Source organism: Spirosoma fluminis (genome assembly GCF_054778895.1).
Window position 1 is genome coordinate 180140 of record NZ_BAAGZD010000006.1, and the last position, 16209, is coordinate 196348.

At 49.0% G+C, this 16209-nt stretch carries 18 protein-coding genes and 1 pseudogene; 5 read left to right on the top strand and 14 right to left on the bottom strand.

Going from position 1 to position 16209, the window contains the following annotated elements:
• Positions 1-290 precede the first annotated feature (290 nt).
• The gene (gene accC, locus ACYVBJ_RS11445) at positions 291-1787 is read right to left on the bottom strand and encodes an acetyl-CoA carboxylase biotin carboxylase subunit (RefSeq protein WP_460982436.1); all 1497 of its coding nucleotides are present in this window, start codon (positions 1785-1787) and stop codon (positions 291-293) included.
• A 222-nt stretch (positions 1788-2009) separates the two neighbouring features.
• Between accC and ACYVBJ_RS11450 the strand changes: the two genes are divergently transcribed.
• A complete protein-coding gene (locus ACYVBJ_RS11450; RefSeq protein WP_460982437.1) occupies positions 2010-3314 on the top strand; it encodes an aminotransferase class I/II-fold pyridoxal phosphate-dependent enzyme in 1305 nt (434 codons plus the stop codon).
• 142 nt (positions 3315-3456) lie between these two features.
• Complete coding sequence (locus ACYVBJ_RS11455) at positions 3457-3642, top strand: histone H1 (protein ID WP_162386436.1); 186 nt, start codon at positions 3457-3459, stop codon at positions 3640-3642.
• Positions 3643-3748: 106 nt separating this feature from the next.
• Here ACYVBJ_RS11455 and ACYVBJ_RS11460 read toward each other — a convergent pair whose 3' ends face one another.
• On the bottom strand, positions 3749-4156 hold the full coding sequence (locus ACYVBJ_RS11460; RefSeq protein WP_460982438.1) for a MaoC family dehydratase: 408 nt from the start codon (positions 4154-4156) through the stop codon (positions 3749-3751).
• Between the two features lie 123 nt (positions 4157-4279).
• On the opposite strand from ACYVBJ_RS11460, the gene ACYVBJ_RS11465 reads away from it, so the two are divergent.
• A complete protein-coding gene (locus ACYVBJ_RS11465; protein ID WP_460982439.1) occupies positions 4280-5506 on the top strand; it encodes an acyltransferase family protein in 1227 nt (408 codons plus the stop codon).
• Positions 5507-5560: 54 nt separating this feature from the next.
• Here ACYVBJ_RS11465 and ACYVBJ_RS11470 read toward each other — a convergent pair whose 3' ends face one another.
• Positions 5561-5992: a YybH family protein gene (locus ACYVBJ_RS11470; protein WP_460982440.1), complete on the bottom strand. Its 432-nt coding sequence runs from the start codon at positions 5990-5992 to the stop codon at positions 5561-5563.
• A gap of 123 nt (positions 5993-6115) precedes the next feature.
• Between ACYVBJ_RS11470 and fabG the strand changes: the two genes are divergently transcribed.
• Positions 6116-6853, top strand: coding sequence for a 3-oxoacyl-ACP reductase FabG (gene fabG, locus ACYVBJ_RS11475; RefSeq protein WP_460982441.1), 738 nt, complete (start codon positions 6116-6118; stop codon positions 6851-6853).
• A gap of 181 nt (positions 6854-7034) precedes the next feature.
• Positions 7035-7913 (top strand): diacylglycerol/lipid kinase family protein, encoded by an 879-nt coding sequence (locus ACYVBJ_RS11480; protein WP_460982442.1) that lies wholly within the window; start codon positions 7035-7037, stop codon positions 7911-7913.
• A 69-nt stretch (positions 7914-7982) separates the two neighbouring features.
• Here the strand turns inward: ACYVBJ_RS11480 and ACYVBJ_RS11485 are convergent, their stop codons facing one another.
• From ACYVBJ_RS11485 to ACYVBJ_RS11535, 11 genes and pseudogenes are all read right to left on the bottom strand, one after another.
• Positions 7983-8435: a GNAT family N-acetyltransferase gene (locus ACYVBJ_RS11485; protein ID WP_460982443.1), complete on the bottom strand. Its 453-nt coding sequence runs from the start codon at positions 8433-8435 to the stop codon at positions 7983-7985.
• Positions 8436-8568: 133 nt separating this feature from the next.
• On the bottom strand, positions 8569-9009 hold the full coding sequence (locus ACYVBJ_RS11490) for a DUF5990 family protein (protein ID WP_460982444.1): 441 nt from the start codon (positions 9007-9009) through the stop codon (positions 8569-8571).
• Between the two features lie 87 nt (positions 9010-9096).
• Positions 9097-9672 carry a YdeI/OmpD-associated family protein gene (locus tag ACYVBJ_RS11495; protein ID WP_460982445.1) on the bottom strand — a complete coding sequence of 192 codons (576 nt, stop codon included), beginning with the start codon at positions 9670-9672 and terminating at the stop codon, positions 9097-9099.
• A gap of 170 nt (positions 9673-9842) precedes the next feature.
• Complete coding sequence (locus ACYVBJ_RS11500; RefSeq protein WP_460982446.1) at positions 9843-10358, bottom strand: putative immunity protein; 516 nt, start codon at positions 10356-10358, stop codon at positions 9843-9845.
• A gap of 74 nt (positions 10359-10432) precedes the next feature.
• A pseudogene (locus ACYVBJ_RS11505) lies at positions 10433-10615 on the bottom strand (hypothetical protein); the annotation flags it as partial.
• A 15-nt stretch (positions 10616-10630) separates the two neighbouring features.
• Entirely contained in the window at positions 10631-11071 is a 441-nt protein-coding gene (locus tag ACYVBJ_RS11510; RefSeq protein WP_460982447.1) for an SRPBCC family protein, read from the bottom strand.
• Between the two features lie 102 nt (positions 11072-11173).
• A complete protein-coding gene (locus tag ACYVBJ_RS11515) occupies positions 11174-11533 on the bottom strand; it encodes a VOC family protein (RefSeq protein ID WP_460982448.1) in 360 nt (119 codons plus the stop codon).
• Positions 11534-11551: 18 nt separating this feature from the next.
• Positions 11552-12991 carry a family 43 glycosylhydrolase gene (locus ACYVBJ_RS11520; protein WP_460982449.1) on the bottom strand — a complete coding sequence of 480 codons (1440 nt, stop codon included), beginning with the start codon at positions 12989-12991 and terminating at the stop codon, positions 11552-11554.
• A gap of 104 nt (positions 12992-13095) precedes the next feature.
• On the bottom strand, positions 13096-13854 hold the full coding sequence (locus ACYVBJ_RS11525; RefSeq protein ID WP_460982450.1) for an acetylxylan esterase: 759 nt from the start codon (positions 13852-13854) through the stop codon (positions 13096-13098).
• A 188-nt stretch (positions 13855-14042) separates the two neighbouring features.
• Complete coding sequence (locus tag ACYVBJ_RS11530) at positions 14043-15740, bottom strand: hypothetical protein (protein WP_460982451.1); 1698 nt, start codon at positions 15738-15740, stop codon at positions 14043-14045.
• Between the two features lie 216 nt (positions 15741-15956).
• The coding region (locus ACYVBJ_RS11535; RefSeq protein ID WP_460982452.1) for a hypothetical protein at positions 15957-16209 on the bottom strand (253 nt) is incomplete at its 5' end.

Genomic DNA, 16209 nt, shown 5'->3' on the forward strand with positions numbered 1-16209 from the left:
GATCAGATACAGGACAGGATAAATGATTAGGTACTGACCCAGAAGAGTGCTAAGGTAGTCTCCTTCAGGGACAAAGTAGTCACAAAAGTTGAGGCCCGTTAAATCGGTCTGAAAACGCTCCCCAAACGTTCAAGAGCATCATCTCCGGTTATCCTCAACTTCGCTTCGATTGTAGTCGAAACCGATACATTTCGCACCAGGCATTCTGTCTGAATAAATTCTATTACAGCGTGTCTGAGCGCTTTGAGAGTCGCATATTGAGTTTCAATGATTTGCATAACAGCAACGTATCAACTGAATCGTCTTTCTTTCCATTTGCTTTTCTGTTGTGCTACCTGCGTTGTTGCACCGTTCGTCTTTGGCTTGTTCGTCTCAAACAAATAGGCTGCTAGAACGGCCGCTATCTCCGTTTCGCCAGCATTGGGCTGTGGAGCGAGTTTATCCGGCGTAAAATATTTGCCTACGAAACCGGTATCAAATTGTCCGGACCGAAAGGCTTCGTGCTCCATCACGAACCGGCAGAAGGGAAGGGTTGTCTGTACGCCCGAAATCTGGTACTCGTCGATCGCACGTATCATTTTCTGGATGGCCTCTTGCCGGCTGTCGCCATACGTAATGAGCTTGGCAATCATCGGGTCGTAATAGATTGGAATGGCCATCCCCTGCTCGAAACCATCGTCTACCCGAACGCCGTTGCCTTGCGGACGAATATACGTATCCAATGTCCCGACGTCGGGCAAAAAATTATTGGCGGGGTCTTCGGCGTACACGCGAACTTCTACAGCGTGGCCTTTGATCTGCAAATCGTCCTGCTTAATGGTCAGCGGTTTGCCCTCGGCGATGTAGATCATTTGCTTCACCAGATCAACGCCCGTGATCTGCTCCGTAACGGGATGTTCTACCTGAAGCCGCGTATTCATCTCCAGAAAATAGAAATCAAGCTTATCGTTGACGATGAACTCAACGGTGCCTGCTCCATAGTACCCGCAGGCGCGTGCTACGTCCACGGCCGCCTGTCCCATAGCGGCCCGGATCTCTGGCGTCAGAATGGCCGAAGGCGCTTCTTCCACTACTTTCTGATGTCGGCGCTGCACGGAACATTCGCGCTCGAAAAGATGAATAATATTGCCGTGCTGATCGCCCAGAACCTGAATTTCGACGTGCCGGGGTGAGGTGACGTACTTTTCGATAAAAACAGAGCCATCGCCAAAAGCCGATAGCGCTTCGCTAACGGCGCGGTCCATCTGCTCGTCGAAATCAGTCTCCTGCTCAACAATACGCATCCCTTTACCACCACCCCCGGCACTGGCTTTAATCAGAATCGGATAACCAATCTGCGCCGATATGGCTTTGGCCTCAGTTCGGTCGGTAATGGCCGAAGGCGTGCCCGGCACCATCGGAATATTGTAGTTCGCCACGGCCGCTTTGGCTGCCAGCTTACTGCCCATGACCTCAATGGATTCGGGTGAGGGACCGACGAACAGCAGGCCAGCCTCGCGGACCATGCGGGCGAAGTTGGCATTTTCGGATAAAAATCCGTAGCCCGGATGAATGGCATCGACATGTAAACGTTTGCAGACATCGATCAGTACGTCGGCTTTCAGATACGACTCTGACGAAGGAGCTGGACCGACGCAGACGGCTTCGTCGGCATAGCGAACGTGTAAGGCGTTCCGGTCGGCTTCCGAATAGATGGCTACGGTTTTGATACCCATTTCGCGGGCTGTCCGCATGATCCGCAGCGCAATTTCGCCCCGGTTCGCAATTAATAGCTTGTTGATAGTCATTGAGAAATCAGTAGGCAGTACAGGCATTCTGTTAAGATTGTTGGCTGAGACATACGCATCAGGCAAGCAGGAATACCAAGTAATAATCAATATTACGACTTTGTTGCAAAACGATTATGAAATTGAATTTTACGCGATACGTTTGTCCTACCAAAAGATAAGCGTATTTTTGCACTTACCACGTAAAAAACAAGGGTTTCGCCTGATAAACAATAGCAAAAAGTGGATTTATTTGAGAAACTGCGCACCAACTTAGGTCCTATTGGTTCACCAGCACGGGAGTTCAACGGTCACCACTATTTCGCCTTTCCTAAGCTCGAGGGTGAACTGGGGCCACGTATGCGTTTCCGGGGTAAAGAAGTACTTAACTGGAGCCTCAACAACTATCTTGGATTAGCCAACCACCCCGAGGTTCGCAAAGTCGATTCGGAAGCGGCCAAAGACTGGGGATTAGCGTATCCGATGGGGGCCCGGATGATGTCGGGGAACAGCACACTCCACGAACAGTTTGAGCAAGAGCTGGCCCAGTTCGTTGGCAAGGAAGACGCCTTCCTGCTTAATTATGGGTATCAGGGGGTTATGTCGGCCATTGAAGCCGTAGTCGATCACCGCGATGTGATTGTTTACGATGCCGAGTGCCACGCCTGCCTGATCGACGGTATCCGGCTGCACAAAGCCAAAATGGGCGAATACTACAAGTTTAACCATAACGACATGGCCAGCCTGGAAAAAAATCTCCAGCGTGCGACCAAGAAAGCGGCCGAAAAGGGAGGCAGCATTCTTGTGATTACCGAAGGCGTATTTGGCATGTCGGGTAAAGTTGGCAGCCTCGACCAGATTGTTGCGTTTAAAGAGAAATACGAATTCCGGCTGCTGGTCGACGACGCGCACGGATTCGGTACGATGGGTGAAACGGGTGCTGGTGTTGGCGAAATGCTCAAGTGCCAGGAAGGTATCGACCTGTATTTCTCTACCTTCGCGAAGTCGATGGCGGCTATTGGCGCGTTCATTGCGGCCGATCATGACATCATCATGTATCTGAAGTATAACATGCGGTCGCAGACCTACGCTAAAGCGCTCCCAATGCCTTACGTAGTGGGCGGGCTGAAGCGGCTGGATATGATCCGTAATTCATCCGAATATCGGGATAAGCTATGGACGAATGTTCGGGCCTTGCAAAGTGGTCTGCGCGAGCGCGGCTTCGACATCGGTGATACCCAATCGCCCGTTACGCCGGTATTCCTGCATCATATTGATGGCGGTGTAGCTGAGGTAGCAACGTTGACGAAAGATCTGCGTGAGAACATGGGCGTCTTCTGCTCCATTGTTGTGTACCCTGTTGTACCTAAAGGAACGATCATGTTACGTATCATTCCAACGGCCGCTCACTCGCTGGAAGATGTAGAGTATACACTGAACGCGTTTTCACAAATGGGGAAAAAGTTGAAGGACGGCGATTACCGGCAAAATATAGCCCCTATAGCCCCAGAAACGCTGGAAGTATCGGCCGAAGCAGCCAGTGAGTAAGGTTTTTTGAAAAAAATTGCATTTTTCACTTATTTTTTTGTTCGGCCTATTGCGCTGTATGGTAGAATGAGTAAATTTCAGCCGAAAACCGCGTTTCTAGCGGAATTAAGGCTTTTTCACACTTAAACCCATACGTATCGCTATGGCACGCTTCGATGAAGTAAAGAATTTGGTTATGTCGCTGGAAGGCGATTTCGAGAAGTTCTACGAAAAAAATAACCAAGCCGCCGGTACCCGCGTTCGCAAAGGAATGCAGGATTTAAAGACGCTGGCGCAAGCCATTCGCTCGGAAGTTCAGGACACCAAGAACAATGCCGAGAAAGCGTAACTAAACGGTCTCTCCGGCCGATTACTTATAAGAAGCCCCTGCACGAGGATAGACCTTGTGCAGGGGCTTTTTTACCGTAGTACGTATCTGCGTTACGTTGCCGTACCTATATTTTTTCGCGGTGCATAAGCGTAGCAAAACCTTTTGTGGTGACCTTCTTCGTCTGCACATCGCGGATTTCACACAGAATTTCAGCGGAGTGTTTGTCCGGATTTACAGCTTTAACGGTGAACGTAGCTTCATAGTCCGCATCTACAAACATGGGTCGCAAAAACTCCAGCGTCTGCCCTAAGTAGACGGAGCCATAGCCCGGGAATTCCGTTCCCAAGACTTTTGTGAATACGCTGGCTCCCAACATACCGTGAATAATAGGCCGTTTGAAAGGCGTTTGGGCCGCAAAATCAGCATCAAGGTGCAGCGGATTGTTATCGCCCGTAACGCGGGCAAAGTCAATTACATCGGCTTGCGAAAAGCGGAACGAGTAATGATGAACGGCGTTTAATCCAAATTCCATATAGAGTAAATCAGGTATCGTTATAGGATAAGCTTCTGCGGCAAAGTTCGGCATGAACCCGCAAATCATTATCAGGATTGTTCATTATAGATTATCCATTCCGTTATACCTTCGCAGTTGACTATGCTTACTAAGTTATTTTCGCTCGATACGTCGTCGACAAAGCGGGTGTTTGGGCTGGATGTAATGCGGGCGGCTGCCATACTCATTGTTGTAGACGCGCACGCCACCATTGCCCTGAAAGAGTATTATAGCGGAGGATTCTGGCATCACCTGATGCCCGATGGAGTCGAGTTATTTTTTGTTCTGAGTGGCTTTCTGATCGGAGGAATCCTGATTCGATCCTACGAGAAGCGTGGTCGGTTTGATGGTGGTTTACTGCTTAATTTCTGGACACGGCGCTGGTTTCGTACCCTTCCAAACTACTATCTGGTGCTGTCCGGACTGATTGTGTTCTCGCTGGCAAGGGCCTGGCGGAGTGGGCTGCATCATACGCTACCTGAAAAAAGTACGTTGCTCAAGTACTTCGTTTTCCTGCAAAATTTCGCCAGTTACGTTCCTGATTTCTTTCCCGAAACCTGGAGTCTGGCCATTGAAGAGTGGTCATACATTACGTTGCCTTTGCTGCTTTGGGCGATGCACAGCCTGCTGCCGACGCAGTGGCCCCGACAACGTATCGTTCTGGCAACCATTCTGTTCGTAATTATCGGAACGAACGCTTATCGGCTGATTATGGCCGTGTCGGCGCCAATTTCGGCGGGTGAACTCGGTTTCCGGGGCATCGTGACCACCCGACTGGATGCTATTTCCTACGGCGTTCTGGCGGCTTATGGCAAGCAGTATTATCCGTCGCTGTGGACAAACAGCCGATTACGTCGCCGAATGCTGATTGCGGGATTGATCCTGACGGGAATTGCCGCGTTTACGGCTTCAATCGTTATCCTGAAGTTTTACGTCGACGCGGGTGTATACCCGGCCTATGTGTTCTACAAACGGACCGTGTATTTTACCGTTATTGGATTAAGTATGACCTTATTGCTGCCGTACATGGACGGATGGCGCACCGCACAGGGCGGCTGGGCGAAGTTCAACATTGCGCAGGTTATTACGCACATCAGCCTGATTTCGTACTCGATGTACCTGCTGAACTTAACGCCGATCATGATCAATTTTATTGAGCGTATTCCGACCACTTCGTTGACGGTTGGCTGGCTCAAAGTCGGTTTGTTCTGGGCGCTGGTACTGATCTTGTCTACGCTGCTGTTCAAATTCTTCGAAAAACCGGTTACCGAACTTCGTGAACGCCTGTCGGCCAAAGAGCCGAAGATTACAGAGATGGTGAAAGAATAAACGAGTGAAAGAGTGAATGAGCGGCTACAAATCACTCATTCGCTCTTTCACTCTTTAACTACTGTGATCGCTGACGATTACCCAGCGTTTGTTGATTTTGCGCCAGAGTAGGGTGAAATGTCCGCCTGCATCGCCAACTTTGGGGCGGGTCAAGTGCCAGCGGCCAATGACGTACGCAACATCGGAAGCAGGGAAGTCTAGTTGCAGAATATCAAACTTAAGCGTTCCCATTGAGGCCCGGTCCGGGTAGCGCTTTTTATAATTGGCCAGTGTGGCCTGATAACCGTACGTAATGCCCACTTTACCGACAAAGGTCAGCGAGTCTGACTGCCAGTAGCCGTTCATAAATTTATCGACGCGGCCCGCATTCCAATCTTCAGTCTGGCGTTTTAAAATCAACAGAATATCCCGACGGTCGGTGGCTTGCTGACTCAACGCGGGTAAAGTGAATAGGCTAAGAAAAGCAACAAGGAAAAACTGGTTCATGCTCGATTAGTCCGTTATTAATTCGTGATCGAATGTAGTCATTCGGTAAGAGAAATGAGTGTTGCCGACGAATGTTTGTAATTAGCGCGTACTTTGTGGATCGATAAAGTTTGTCATTGACGTATGAGACTACAAAACCGTGTTGCCATCATTACCGGAGCCGCCCGTGGCATCGGGCGGGGAGCCGCTGAGGTATTCTGCCGCGAAGGAGCGACCGTTATCATTTGGGATTTGCTCGACGAAGGCGAAGCCACCACGCAGGCGTTACGTGATCAGGGGTTTTCCTGCGAATTCATGAGGGTAAGCACAACCGATGTACCCGGCATCGAAGCGGCTGCCCGCGACGTTCACGAGCGTCATGGCCGGATCGACATTCTCATAAACAACGCCGGGATTACCCGCGACAAGACGCTGCTGAAAATGTCGTTTCTGGAATGGCAGCAGGTGATCGATGTGAATCTGACCGGCGTCTTCAACTGTACGAAAGTCATTGCGCCTTATATGGTCGAACAAAAATACGGACGTATCATCTGTACGTCGTCGATCAATGGCGTTCACGGCGCGTTTGGTCAGACGAATTACGCAGCGGCTAAGGCGGGTATTATCGGCATGGTACGTTCGTGGGCTAAAGAATTAGGGCCTAAAGGCATAACGGCTAACGCCGTGGCACCCGGATTCATTCAAACGGCCATGACAGACGCTATGCCCGAAGAAGTGCGAAACCAGGCTGTAGCTACCATTCCGACCCGACGTATCGGCAAGCCCGAAGACATTGCCTATGCGTATCTGTACCTAGCTTCGGAAGAAGCCTCATTTGTGAATGGGCACGTTCTGGCCGTAAATGGGGGGCAGGCCCTGTAAGGGACAGATGCTGATACGGTCCGGGTGATTTTCGTTACCTTTGCTACGTTAATATCAGCGTGCTTTCATGAGTAAGATTAGAAAGTTTTACAACGAGTACAAGCCGTATATCTTTTCGGATGGTTGGTACTATGTCTTTATCGTTGTGTTCATTATCGTACTTTTTATCTTCTTCTCCTGAGTGGCTAATCGTTCGGCCGTTCTGGCCATTATTAACCCCTTGTCGGGTACTATTTCTCTCCAGCAGAAAACCGGTTTACGGGATACGTTCCTGCGTCGGGCGGAGGCTATCGGTTTTGATGCCGAAGCCGTTTTTACTACGTATCCCGGACATGCTACAGAACTGGCCACGCAGGCCGTTGAGCAGGGGGTAAGCCGGGTGCTGGCGATTGGTGGTGACGGCACCATCAACGAGAGCGCCCAGGCGTTACGTCGATCATCTACCGCCCTGGGTATTGTTCCAATTGGGTCGGGAAACGGCCTGGCTCGTCACCTCGGCGTTCCGTTACATCCCATAAAGGCCATTGAGAAAGGGCTAAACGGCCGTCCAGTGGTCATTGACAGCGCTGAGATCAACGAGTATCCCTTTTTCTGTACGGCTGGGCTAGGCTTTGAAGCGTACGTAGCGCATGCCTTTGCGCAGCAGCCGGTCCGCGGTTTGCCCACTTACGTCCAGACGGCGTTTCAGGCGTTCTGGCGGTACCGACCCGAGCAGTTTGTAGTGGATGGTGAAAAGAAAACTTTATTTTCCTTAACCTTTGCCAATGCAGGTCAGTTTGGGAACAATGCCTGGATGGCCCCTACGGCCAATATTGCCGATGGGCGGTTAGAGCAGTGTGAGATCCGGCCTTTTCCGGCACAAGTGGCGGGTATGCTAACCTGGCGACTGTTTAACAAAACGCTTAACCAGTCGCCTTACTGGCGCGGGCGTTCGGTTACCAGAGCAACGGTACAAGCCGAGGGGCCACTACGTATTCACGCCGACGGTGAACCCATTACGTTGCCTTCTGGCCAGATTGATGTCCGAATCTTACCGGGTAGTTTGCTGGTGTTGTTATGAAAAGCGCTGAAAGCCTGAATAATACGTAGCAGGGCAGCGGGTCAGCTATTTATACACAATTTATAGTCTCTACGCATCGCTGTAAACGTGCAGCTTCAGGTTCTGCACATCAATCGCCTGATCAAAGTGAAAACCGAGTTTGGTCAGCAACCGGATTGAGCTGCCATTTTGCGGCATTACAGTGGCAAAGATAGGGGCGTGGTTCGCCCTGGCAGCAGATAATACGATTTCAGCGGCTTCGCAGGCATAGCCAAGCCCCATAAAATCGGGCAGGAGAGCAAAGCCAATATCGAAATGATCCAGGTAGCTACGTTTTAAGAAGGATACGATACCAATCGGTGTATTGCCGTCCTTTAATCTCACTACCCAATAAAAGAAATCGGGTGTGTCCGTGATCCGCTTAATGTAGGCAATCGACTCTTCCGTTGAATGGACGTTTCTATCACCAATAAACTGGAGCCATCCTTCGGAGTTGACAATCGTGCGGATAAACTCATGATCACGCTCCGTTACTAAATCCAATACAAGTCTTTGCGTAGAAAAACGATGCTGCATCTAATTCGAATAGAACGAACTTAATGTGAACTGAGAATAAAGTGCCTTCAGCTCACTATTTTCTAGTAGTATTTTATTGCCCCTATTGTTCCTTACAAGCTTATCTCTGCTCTAGTTTCCAACCGGCGAATGGATTAACAGTGCCCATAGCTGGCTTGCCATCTTTCTCCTTCGTGCCTGAAATTATAGTTAAAAACCGACTGTCTTCACGAGCCGCCTGAGCCCTATCGTCAGTAATCTCCGGGAGCGGAACTTTCAGCCGTCCGCTAACCGGGGCACCTTCTTGTCCGGCGTAACTGCCAATGTCCAGATAAACGAATCTTTGCTTGGGTGGCCCCTGAACAAGGGAGCCGTGCAAAACCAGGTGGCCAGCTTTATCCGTTCTGACTGGTAGCGATAAATCGAACCGCAGATTGCCGGAGCCCGCCATTTGCGGCTGAAGAGTTTCGTAGCTGTTCCCGTTGCCTTGCTGCAAGCCATAGAGGACGCCAGGCATCGGCTTCTCGATAATGATTCTAAACGCAAATGTTTGTTCTGACATCACTGCTTAGGTACAGGAAATTAATGACGCCTAGTGGTTTTCATTTATTACCTAGCGGAGTACAACACCTGTCAGGTTATGCGTCTATTATCGTAAATGTCTCGGTTTTAGCTTTTGGTCGGCGAGTTCTACAATTTCCGCAATACGTTTTTGTCTTGTCTCGGGGCGTTTGGCAAGTACGAGCCATTGTAAAATTGCTTTTCTGACTGATTTGCTCAAGCTTAGAAAGTAAGCTTTGGCATTTGGCCTGGTTTCCAATTCGTTGCCCAGGTCCTCTGGTATCAGCAGTTCTTCAACATCGTCCAACATTGTCCACGAACCATTTTGTTTGGCGGTTTCAATCACGTTCAGTCCTGCCTGCGTCATTTGGCCGCTCGCAATAAGTTTCAGGACTTTCTCTTTGTTGATTTTCGACCAGGTGCTGTTGGGTTTTCGTTTGCTGAAAAACTGGTGTGAGGTTTCTGCATCAATCTTGATCTTTTTACTGTCTATCCAACCGAAACAAAGCGCGATATCAACGGCTTCGCTCCAGCTAATCGTTTGCTTTTGCGATTTTTTAGAATAAAAGATAAGCCATACGGCCTGTTTGGAAAGATGGTTTTGCTCTAACCACGCTCGCCACACCACCTGAGTTATCGGATAAATTATTTCTGTTTCCTGCATGTCTACTTTACAATTGTGACTTCAAGTTCTATGAGTAGTGTTGCAAAAAGCGCTTTAGCCCCTGGCAACGTAGTAACTTGTTGTATTGAAGAAAAGGCCCTGTATGAACGGCGCTCTTGTAGAATCAGGAGGTCACAACTTTACAAGCTGTTGGCAAGTCAATACTACCGTTAACAATCGAATACAGACCAGCACAGGTGATTTCTTAATTTTTGATCGTCTAGAACAAGTCCACGAATCTCATCTGGAAGTTGGTCTCGTTGCCATCGACATTCGTTTCGCCCGATTTGAGCTTTCTCATGTTCTTCGGCGGATGCCATAGCCGCTTTGATTGCGTAGGCTGCTGCACCAAGTTCATGGGCTGCAACGTGAGCTACGGCTACGGCTTGTCCCGCTGCCAATGCGGCAAACCTGGCGGCATCAGGCATGCCTTTCCCGGCCGCATTTGACGCAAAAGCAGCCTGGTGCGCTTGTCTCATAGTTATCTCTCCGTTTACCCATGCTCGTGTTAGTGCTATTGCTTGTCTTGGTCGCTTATCGTCAGAGTTGGCTTGCTCAAATAAGTGCAGTACGTGTTCTGCACAGGTAGCGGCCCATAAGGCAAGTAAATGATGAGTTGAATCGGTTAACGTTCCGCCACGTCGTATGGTAATAAATCTTGGATCTCTTTCTTTCGGTAATATCATACTAAAAGCAAAAATTAGGGCTTGATCTGTCTAAATCTATCGATGCAAAACCTTTTTTAGTACGTTAACTATCTCTATTTTAATTGACTACAGCCTACTGGTGCTGAGTAGGCTCCCAAAGCTTCAACGTCAAGAAGGTGAACAAATTTGCCGTAGTCAAACGGCTCAATTTCATCTAATATGGTTACGCCTTCTTCTTTAAGTTGCACTACAAGCGCTTCCAGGTTTTCAACTTTATAGTTTATTAAAAAGTCTTTTGTTGGTTGCTATGCTTATGCTAATTGTTTCTCTATTCTTTCCTTGAGCAGCACGACAGTTGTTCTCCAGTAGAATTCGAGGTGGTTACGAATGGTCTCTGTTGGGAAATTTTCGATAGTAAGGGCCAACAACGTGTCCTTGCCAGTAGGTGTCAAGTTGAACTCGAAGATGGAATAGTTTTCGGGCCTGTCAGGAAGATCCGATGCGGAACTTAAATGGCTATAGCTTACCGTCTTTTCTTTGTCATAGTGGAGCACAATTCCCTTGTTCTCAAATGGCCCATGATGAAAACCACGAATTAAAATAGGAGCGCCAATTTCCCAGTTAGTATGCACTTCTATATTCATCTCAGGCTCACCTAGCCATTGAACCATACTGTCAGGGTTCGTTAAAGCAGTCCATACATCAGCAGGTTCAGCCTGTATCGTAACCGCCGTTGAAAATCTGTCCTTCATTATGTTTTAGCCAGGAAGTTACTTCCAATACGACGGGGCTTTAAAGTACCTGCGATAGCATATTGGTGCCATTTCTGCTATCGCGCAACCGATATATAACAATTAACTCAAGTAATACCCGACCTCAATCATAATGTTGTCGAAGGTAAAATAAAAGCCAAAGCTGTCTCTGATCTTTCTTGGCTCCTGTCCAACCGAAATGCCTCCTTCTTTCAATCTGTTAAAGGTATCCGTCACTTTTTGTTCATCGTCAAGCATGGAGCCAATGTGAAACGCACCTGGGTAAACAGGTAGTTCACTTTTACTGGCCATAATTACAAGCGTAAAGTCGTCTTCGCCTTTTAAAACGGCTATACTATTGTGGCCTTTAACTTCCGTACATGTAAAGTTGAAGTACGTTTCAAACAGGCTTATTGCGTCTACAACATCAGACACAACTAGATTGATATGGTTGAGCTTCATTGTTTATCGCGGGATGGTTTACTGGGGCCTAAAATTCCATTTAGAATTGTCGCTGCTAAAATCAAATTCTGCCAGGGTTGGCGTGCTATCTCCGGAGGATACCAGCGCTAACTTCTTTCCTGAATTCGGTACGATCTTCGGCATGATTCGGTAGGTGCCATCCGTCAATTGATCGATTCGCCACAACTGTTCGGGTGCGCCAGTAAAGGCCGGTACGGTTATAACCTCCGCATCGGCCGTTGCCGCTAAAGCCCGATCGGTTCCTGCCAGAACAATTTTGTAATAGGGACCCCCTATATACCCGGTGCTGTCAGGCGCATCGGTAATCGTCCATTTTTGATGGGGACGGGACATGAAATCGCCTATTCGCACATTAATAGGACCGCTTGGCCAGTCTTTCATTACGTCGGCTAGTTGCTGAGCCGGAACGGGCTTTATTGGGTCATTGTTGGGCTGGCCGAATCCCCGCACAACAGGCATTCTTGTAAAATCAACGGCCAGCTCTAGTCCATAGCCTCTTCGTACAGATTCAATTTCATACGGGCCATCTTTAAACTTTTCTCCGGCAACAGGCCATCCATCTTTCCAAACCACCGGAAGTATACCTAATACGCTGCGACCGCCCTGCTCTAGATCGGCTTCGTAATGAATAGACATTTTTTCAACGCCTTTCTCCAGAATGATGTGCCCAAAATGCCCCGGACCTATTAATCCTCCGCGAGTAGCAACCACTAGTTTACCACCCCCTTCCAACATGCTTCTTCCGACGTTATCCAGGTAAGGACCTGTTATTTTCTTTGACCGACCCACCACAACATTGTACGTAGAGTTGGCACCATCGCAACAACTGCCATGCGTAGCAAGCAGGTAATACCAACCGTCCCGATACACTAAGGTGCTGGCTTCACACACGATGGCTACGTCGACAGGTTTATTGCCTGCCTTTAGCTTTCCGGTTTTGGGGTCTAATTCGACCAGGCGAGTGAAGCCGAAATAGGTGCCGTAGGTTAGCCAGAGCCGTCCGGTCGTAGGGTCCAGCATGAGGCCGGGGTCAATGGCATCGTTTTCTTCATAACCATCCGACGTTGCTACGACAACTGGTTCGGAGTACTTAAAATCAGGCGATTTAGGGTCCAATGTCTTGTTCCACATGGTAAGGATCGCTCCTTTGTGGTTAGACGAGCCACCGGTTGCTCCATATACGACAAGGTAACGGTCCCCAATTTTGAGCACATCCGGAGCCGCTCCGCCACCCGGTCTCACCCCGCCACCATACCATGTCCAGCCATCGTCGGAAATCAATCCGCCACCGCCTGTGCCAAAGGTGTAATATTTGCCGTCGCATTCAGTGACGGTTGATGGATCATGGATAAAGGGTCTTCCGACCTGTGCTAGTACGGTTTGGGTTATCAGTAAGGCGATTAAGGTTGTTAGGCCGTAGACTTTCATTAGTTTCATGTACTGTGGTGGTTTAACTAGCTTAAATAGAATTGAGTGATTAGCAGAGTTAGCCTGAGTTATTCACTTAATCTAATCACTCATTCGCCAATTCGCTTATTCACTTATTCGTGACTGATACTGAGGTTTTTTACAGGCGACCCTTTTTCATCTAAAAAACGAACGCAGAAATTAGCCATACCCGGCCCGTTTATGACGGCCCCACGGATGATATTTCTTCCTTTTTTGAGCGTTAAACGCGCCGAGGTACCATTATCGGCAATCATATCCCTGTCACCGGAAAGCAGTAGGGCTTCCTGACCGTTTAGCCACCACATGCTGCCTGAATTACAGCCAGCGGCCATTCTGACATTTTTGATTTCTTCGGGGGAGTCGATGACCGTGACCAGCCAGACAAGTATTCCGTATTTTGGTTTGTTAAGGGCGTAGGTGAAATGGTATAAATTAAAGTTGAATGCCTTGCTGTCGAGAGCATACCACTTCAGGTCCTGATTACCTACTTTCACCGTTTCGCCATTTCGGGGAACTGCGGTGTAATCAGGAGAGAAATTGTCGGTTGAAAACGTTGTTCGGAGGTAGTTGTCCGTGAATATATTATTCCTGGCAATATCTTTCTTTACCGGTTCGAGCACAAGCCAACGTTGAATAAACCCCTTTGAATCGGGCGATTTTTTGGCGGTAGCGGCCGTCGTGAAGTGTTTGGTTAAGGTGTGGGTCGTATCGCTTTTTAGAGGTATGGGAGGGAGAGGTATCCGTTGCCCCGGACCCGGTCCTTGTGCAAAAGCGGTAAGGACACCTAGTTGTAATCCCGATAAAATGAAAAACGTTAGTACCGGCAACAAGGGTTTGCGTTTTCTGTTCATAGCAGACTGGCTTGGTAAGAGTTAGTTTTTTAACAAGTTGTGTTTTAGGCAGACCTACCTATAAGATAAGGGCCTATTGCCGGTGTTCAGGCCGTTCCAGATGGAATTATCAGAAATATGGGTCATTAACAGTGTAAAACCGTTTTCCGGTGAATGGGCGGTAATCTCCCGGCAGCGTCTGCATTACGTTATTGGACCTTCACGGTTACCTTATTGAACATAAACGGATTATCGCTGATGCGCAGGGCCTTGCCGCTGGTGGTGGTCACATTCCGGAGTATCACTTCTTTGGTAATGACATAGGGGAACTTCTCCTGATAAAACTCGTCGGTCATCTGGGGATTGAAATTCGCGAACATAGCGGGCCCCTGGTAATTCTCTGGATGGTTGGAATCATCGATTCGAAGGTTCTCAATGATGATCCGTTCTGGCATATAGGCAACATAGCCAAAATCATGCTGACCGGAATACGACCCGCCAATCAGAGAAGCGGTGGTGGGTCTGCCACCCGACGGTACAAATAAACAGTTGCGAATCACGAATTCACCCTGCCAGGTGCTGCCATAATCCGAACGCAGATTGACCAGGTTATTGCCGCGGATGGTACTGTTCTCCACCGTTAAAGTCCCGCTGCCGATGGCGTTAATACCCATGTGGCCCAGCGTCGAGTTGCGGATGGTGGCATTGGCTACCCCCATATGGGCATCGAACCGCGAAAAGACACAACCATCGTACAGCATATTCTTACAATAGTTGGACCCCAGGATTCCCCAGTACGTACGGTCATTGATATCGTTGGTCTGGCTGCAGTTGATGAAGGAAACATTCAGGGCGCGGTTGGCGGAGATGTCGTATGAGCCCATGGAGACAGGTTTCTCGGCCGCACCAATGGTACTATAGGTTTTGTGGCCGGTCAAGATGGTGTTTTTGATGGTGACGTAGGAACAGTCCCCAATATAGAGGAAGCCACCATAGGGTGCCCCGTGGTCTCCTTCGCCCGTTATGCGGTGTTCGAGCCCGTCGACAACCACATTGGAGCGTTTAATGGCGATGTTACGGCTATAGTAGGTATACTTGGATTCGGCCTGATTGGCGATCGTGGTAAATCGCCCGCCGGTGATCGTCAGGGGCTTTTCGTCAATGGGCAACGCACTGATCGCCGTGATCTGTTCGAAGTCCCAGATAATCGGCGCGTTCATATCCACCTTGCCGGTTTTATCTACCATAAAGATATCTGTCTGCGCGGTTCCGTTGTTCTGGTTCAAGCCAAATCGGATGTAGCGCTTCACGTTGGCATTGGTGACCGTGATCAGACAGGGGCCGGGTAAGGCCGCGTCGATTTTCTCCTGATTCCGTTTCAGCGAAGCTATACCCGTTACCGGAAACGGTTGCAGACTGGACCTGACCAGGAAAACGGAGGCATTCCGGTTTTGTACGTCGGTATCGTCAATGATAAAGGCTGCCGTGCCGAAATCGGTATCGGTCCGGATCACGGCGGTACGTTCCTTCCCACCGATGTAGTAGGTAACGCCCTGGTCTGCTTTTACCGGCAACCCCTGCTGATTGGCGAAGGCGTGGGCTCCGGCGATAGCGTCCATGTCATCGGTCTTGCCGTCGCCCAGGGCACCAAAGTCACTGTACCGGACCCATCCCCGTTTCTTCATTGTTTGGGCATCCTTTGGGGAGACATTCACTTGTAGCTGCCCATTTTCAGTAACGCGTACCCCGGTTTTCTGATTCAGGGAGGTGATAACTACCGGATCGGTACCGTTTTCGCTCTGTCCCAGCGCCCGGATTGTCCCGGACAATACGCAGAACCACAAGAGTATGCCGGTCAATAGGCTGTGTCGTTTTGATGAGGGTATACCGGTAGAATACCTATGCATAGGGTCAGGTTTTGATAGATGCGTAGGGAGCATGTATGGATATAAAGAAGAAGCTCCCCAAATTCTATCCAACGCCTGACCGTTCTGCAGCAACGTAACGCACTGCTTCCGTCTCATAATCTTCCGATTGATCAGGAAAACAAAACCCTCTATTTAATTGAAATCCTTGATACTGAGAGTAGGCTTGGCCAAGAGTATGCTGAAAAGATGGTTGGACTATTTCAGCGGCTGCACGCAACAGTAGACAAGCAAGCCTTTATTTCTATTTTTAAACCGGTTGTTAAGGTTCAACTGAAAACGTGCTGTGAACTTTGCACATAAGCCCGTCTGGCGCGAAACCCTTTTATTGATACGTGAATAGGTACGTAATACCTGTATCTTGTGGTCACGATGACAAACTACAAACAGACTGAATATGAAGTCCTGCGCCGACGATGTGCTGCCCTCCATCAACAGGGCTGGAAACAGG

Coding starts and splice junctions, on each gene's coding strand:
- accC (WP_460982436.1), bottom strand. CDS start 1,787: ATGACTATCAACAAGCTATTAATTGCGAACCGGGGCGAAATTGCGCTG.
- fabG (WP_460982441.1), top strand. CDS start 6,116: ATGAGACTACAAAACCGTGTTGCCATCATTACCGGAGCCGCCCGTGGC.
- ACYVBJ_RS11465 (WP_460982439.1), top strand. CDS start 4,280: ATGCTTACTAAGTTATTTTCGCTCGATACGTCGTCGACAAAGCGGGTG.
- ACYVBJ_RS11495 (WP_460982445.1), bottom strand. CDS start 9,672: ATGCAGGAAACAGAAATAATTTATCCGATAACTCAGGTGGTGTGGCGA.
- ACYVBJ_RS11530 (WP_460982451.1), bottom strand. CDS start 15,740: ATGCATAGGTATTCTACCGGTATACCCTCATCAAAACGACACAGCCTA.
- ACYVBJ_RS11525 (WP_460982450.1), bottom strand. CDS start 13,854: ATGAACAGAAAACGCAAACCCTTGTTGCCGGTACTAACGTTTTTCATT.
- ACYVBJ_RS11520 (WP_460982449.1), bottom strand. CDS start 12,991: ATGAAACTAATGAAAGTCTACGGCCTAACAACCTTAATCGCCTTACTG.
- ACYVBJ_RS11470 (WP_460982440.1), bottom strand. CDS start 5,992: ATGAACCAGTTTTTCCTTGTTGCTTTTCTTAGCCTATTCACTTTACCC.
- ACYVBJ_RS11515 (WP_460982448.1), bottom strand. CDS start 11,533: ATGAAGCTCAACCATATCAATCTAGTTGTGTCTGATGTTGTAGACGCA.
- ACYVBJ_RS11455 (WP_162386436.1), top strand. CDS start 3,457: ATGGCACGCTTCGATGAAGTAAAGAATTTGGTTATGTCGCTGGAAGGC.
- ACYVBJ_RS11500 (WP_460982446.1), bottom strand. CDS start 10,358: ATGATATTACCGAAAGAAAGAGATCCAAGATTTATTACCATACGACGT.
- ACYVBJ_RS11460 (WP_460982438.1), bottom strand. CDS start 4,156: ATGGAATTTGGATTAAACGCCGTTCATCATTACTCGTTCCGCTTTTCG.
- ACYVBJ_RS11510 (WP_460982447.1), bottom strand. CDS start 11,071: ATGAAGGACAGATTTTCAACGGCGGTTACGATACAGGCTGAACCTGCT.
- ACYVBJ_RS11490 (WP_460982444.1), bottom strand. CDS start 9,009: ATGTCAGAACAAACATTTGCGTTTAGAATCATTATCGAGAAGCCGATG.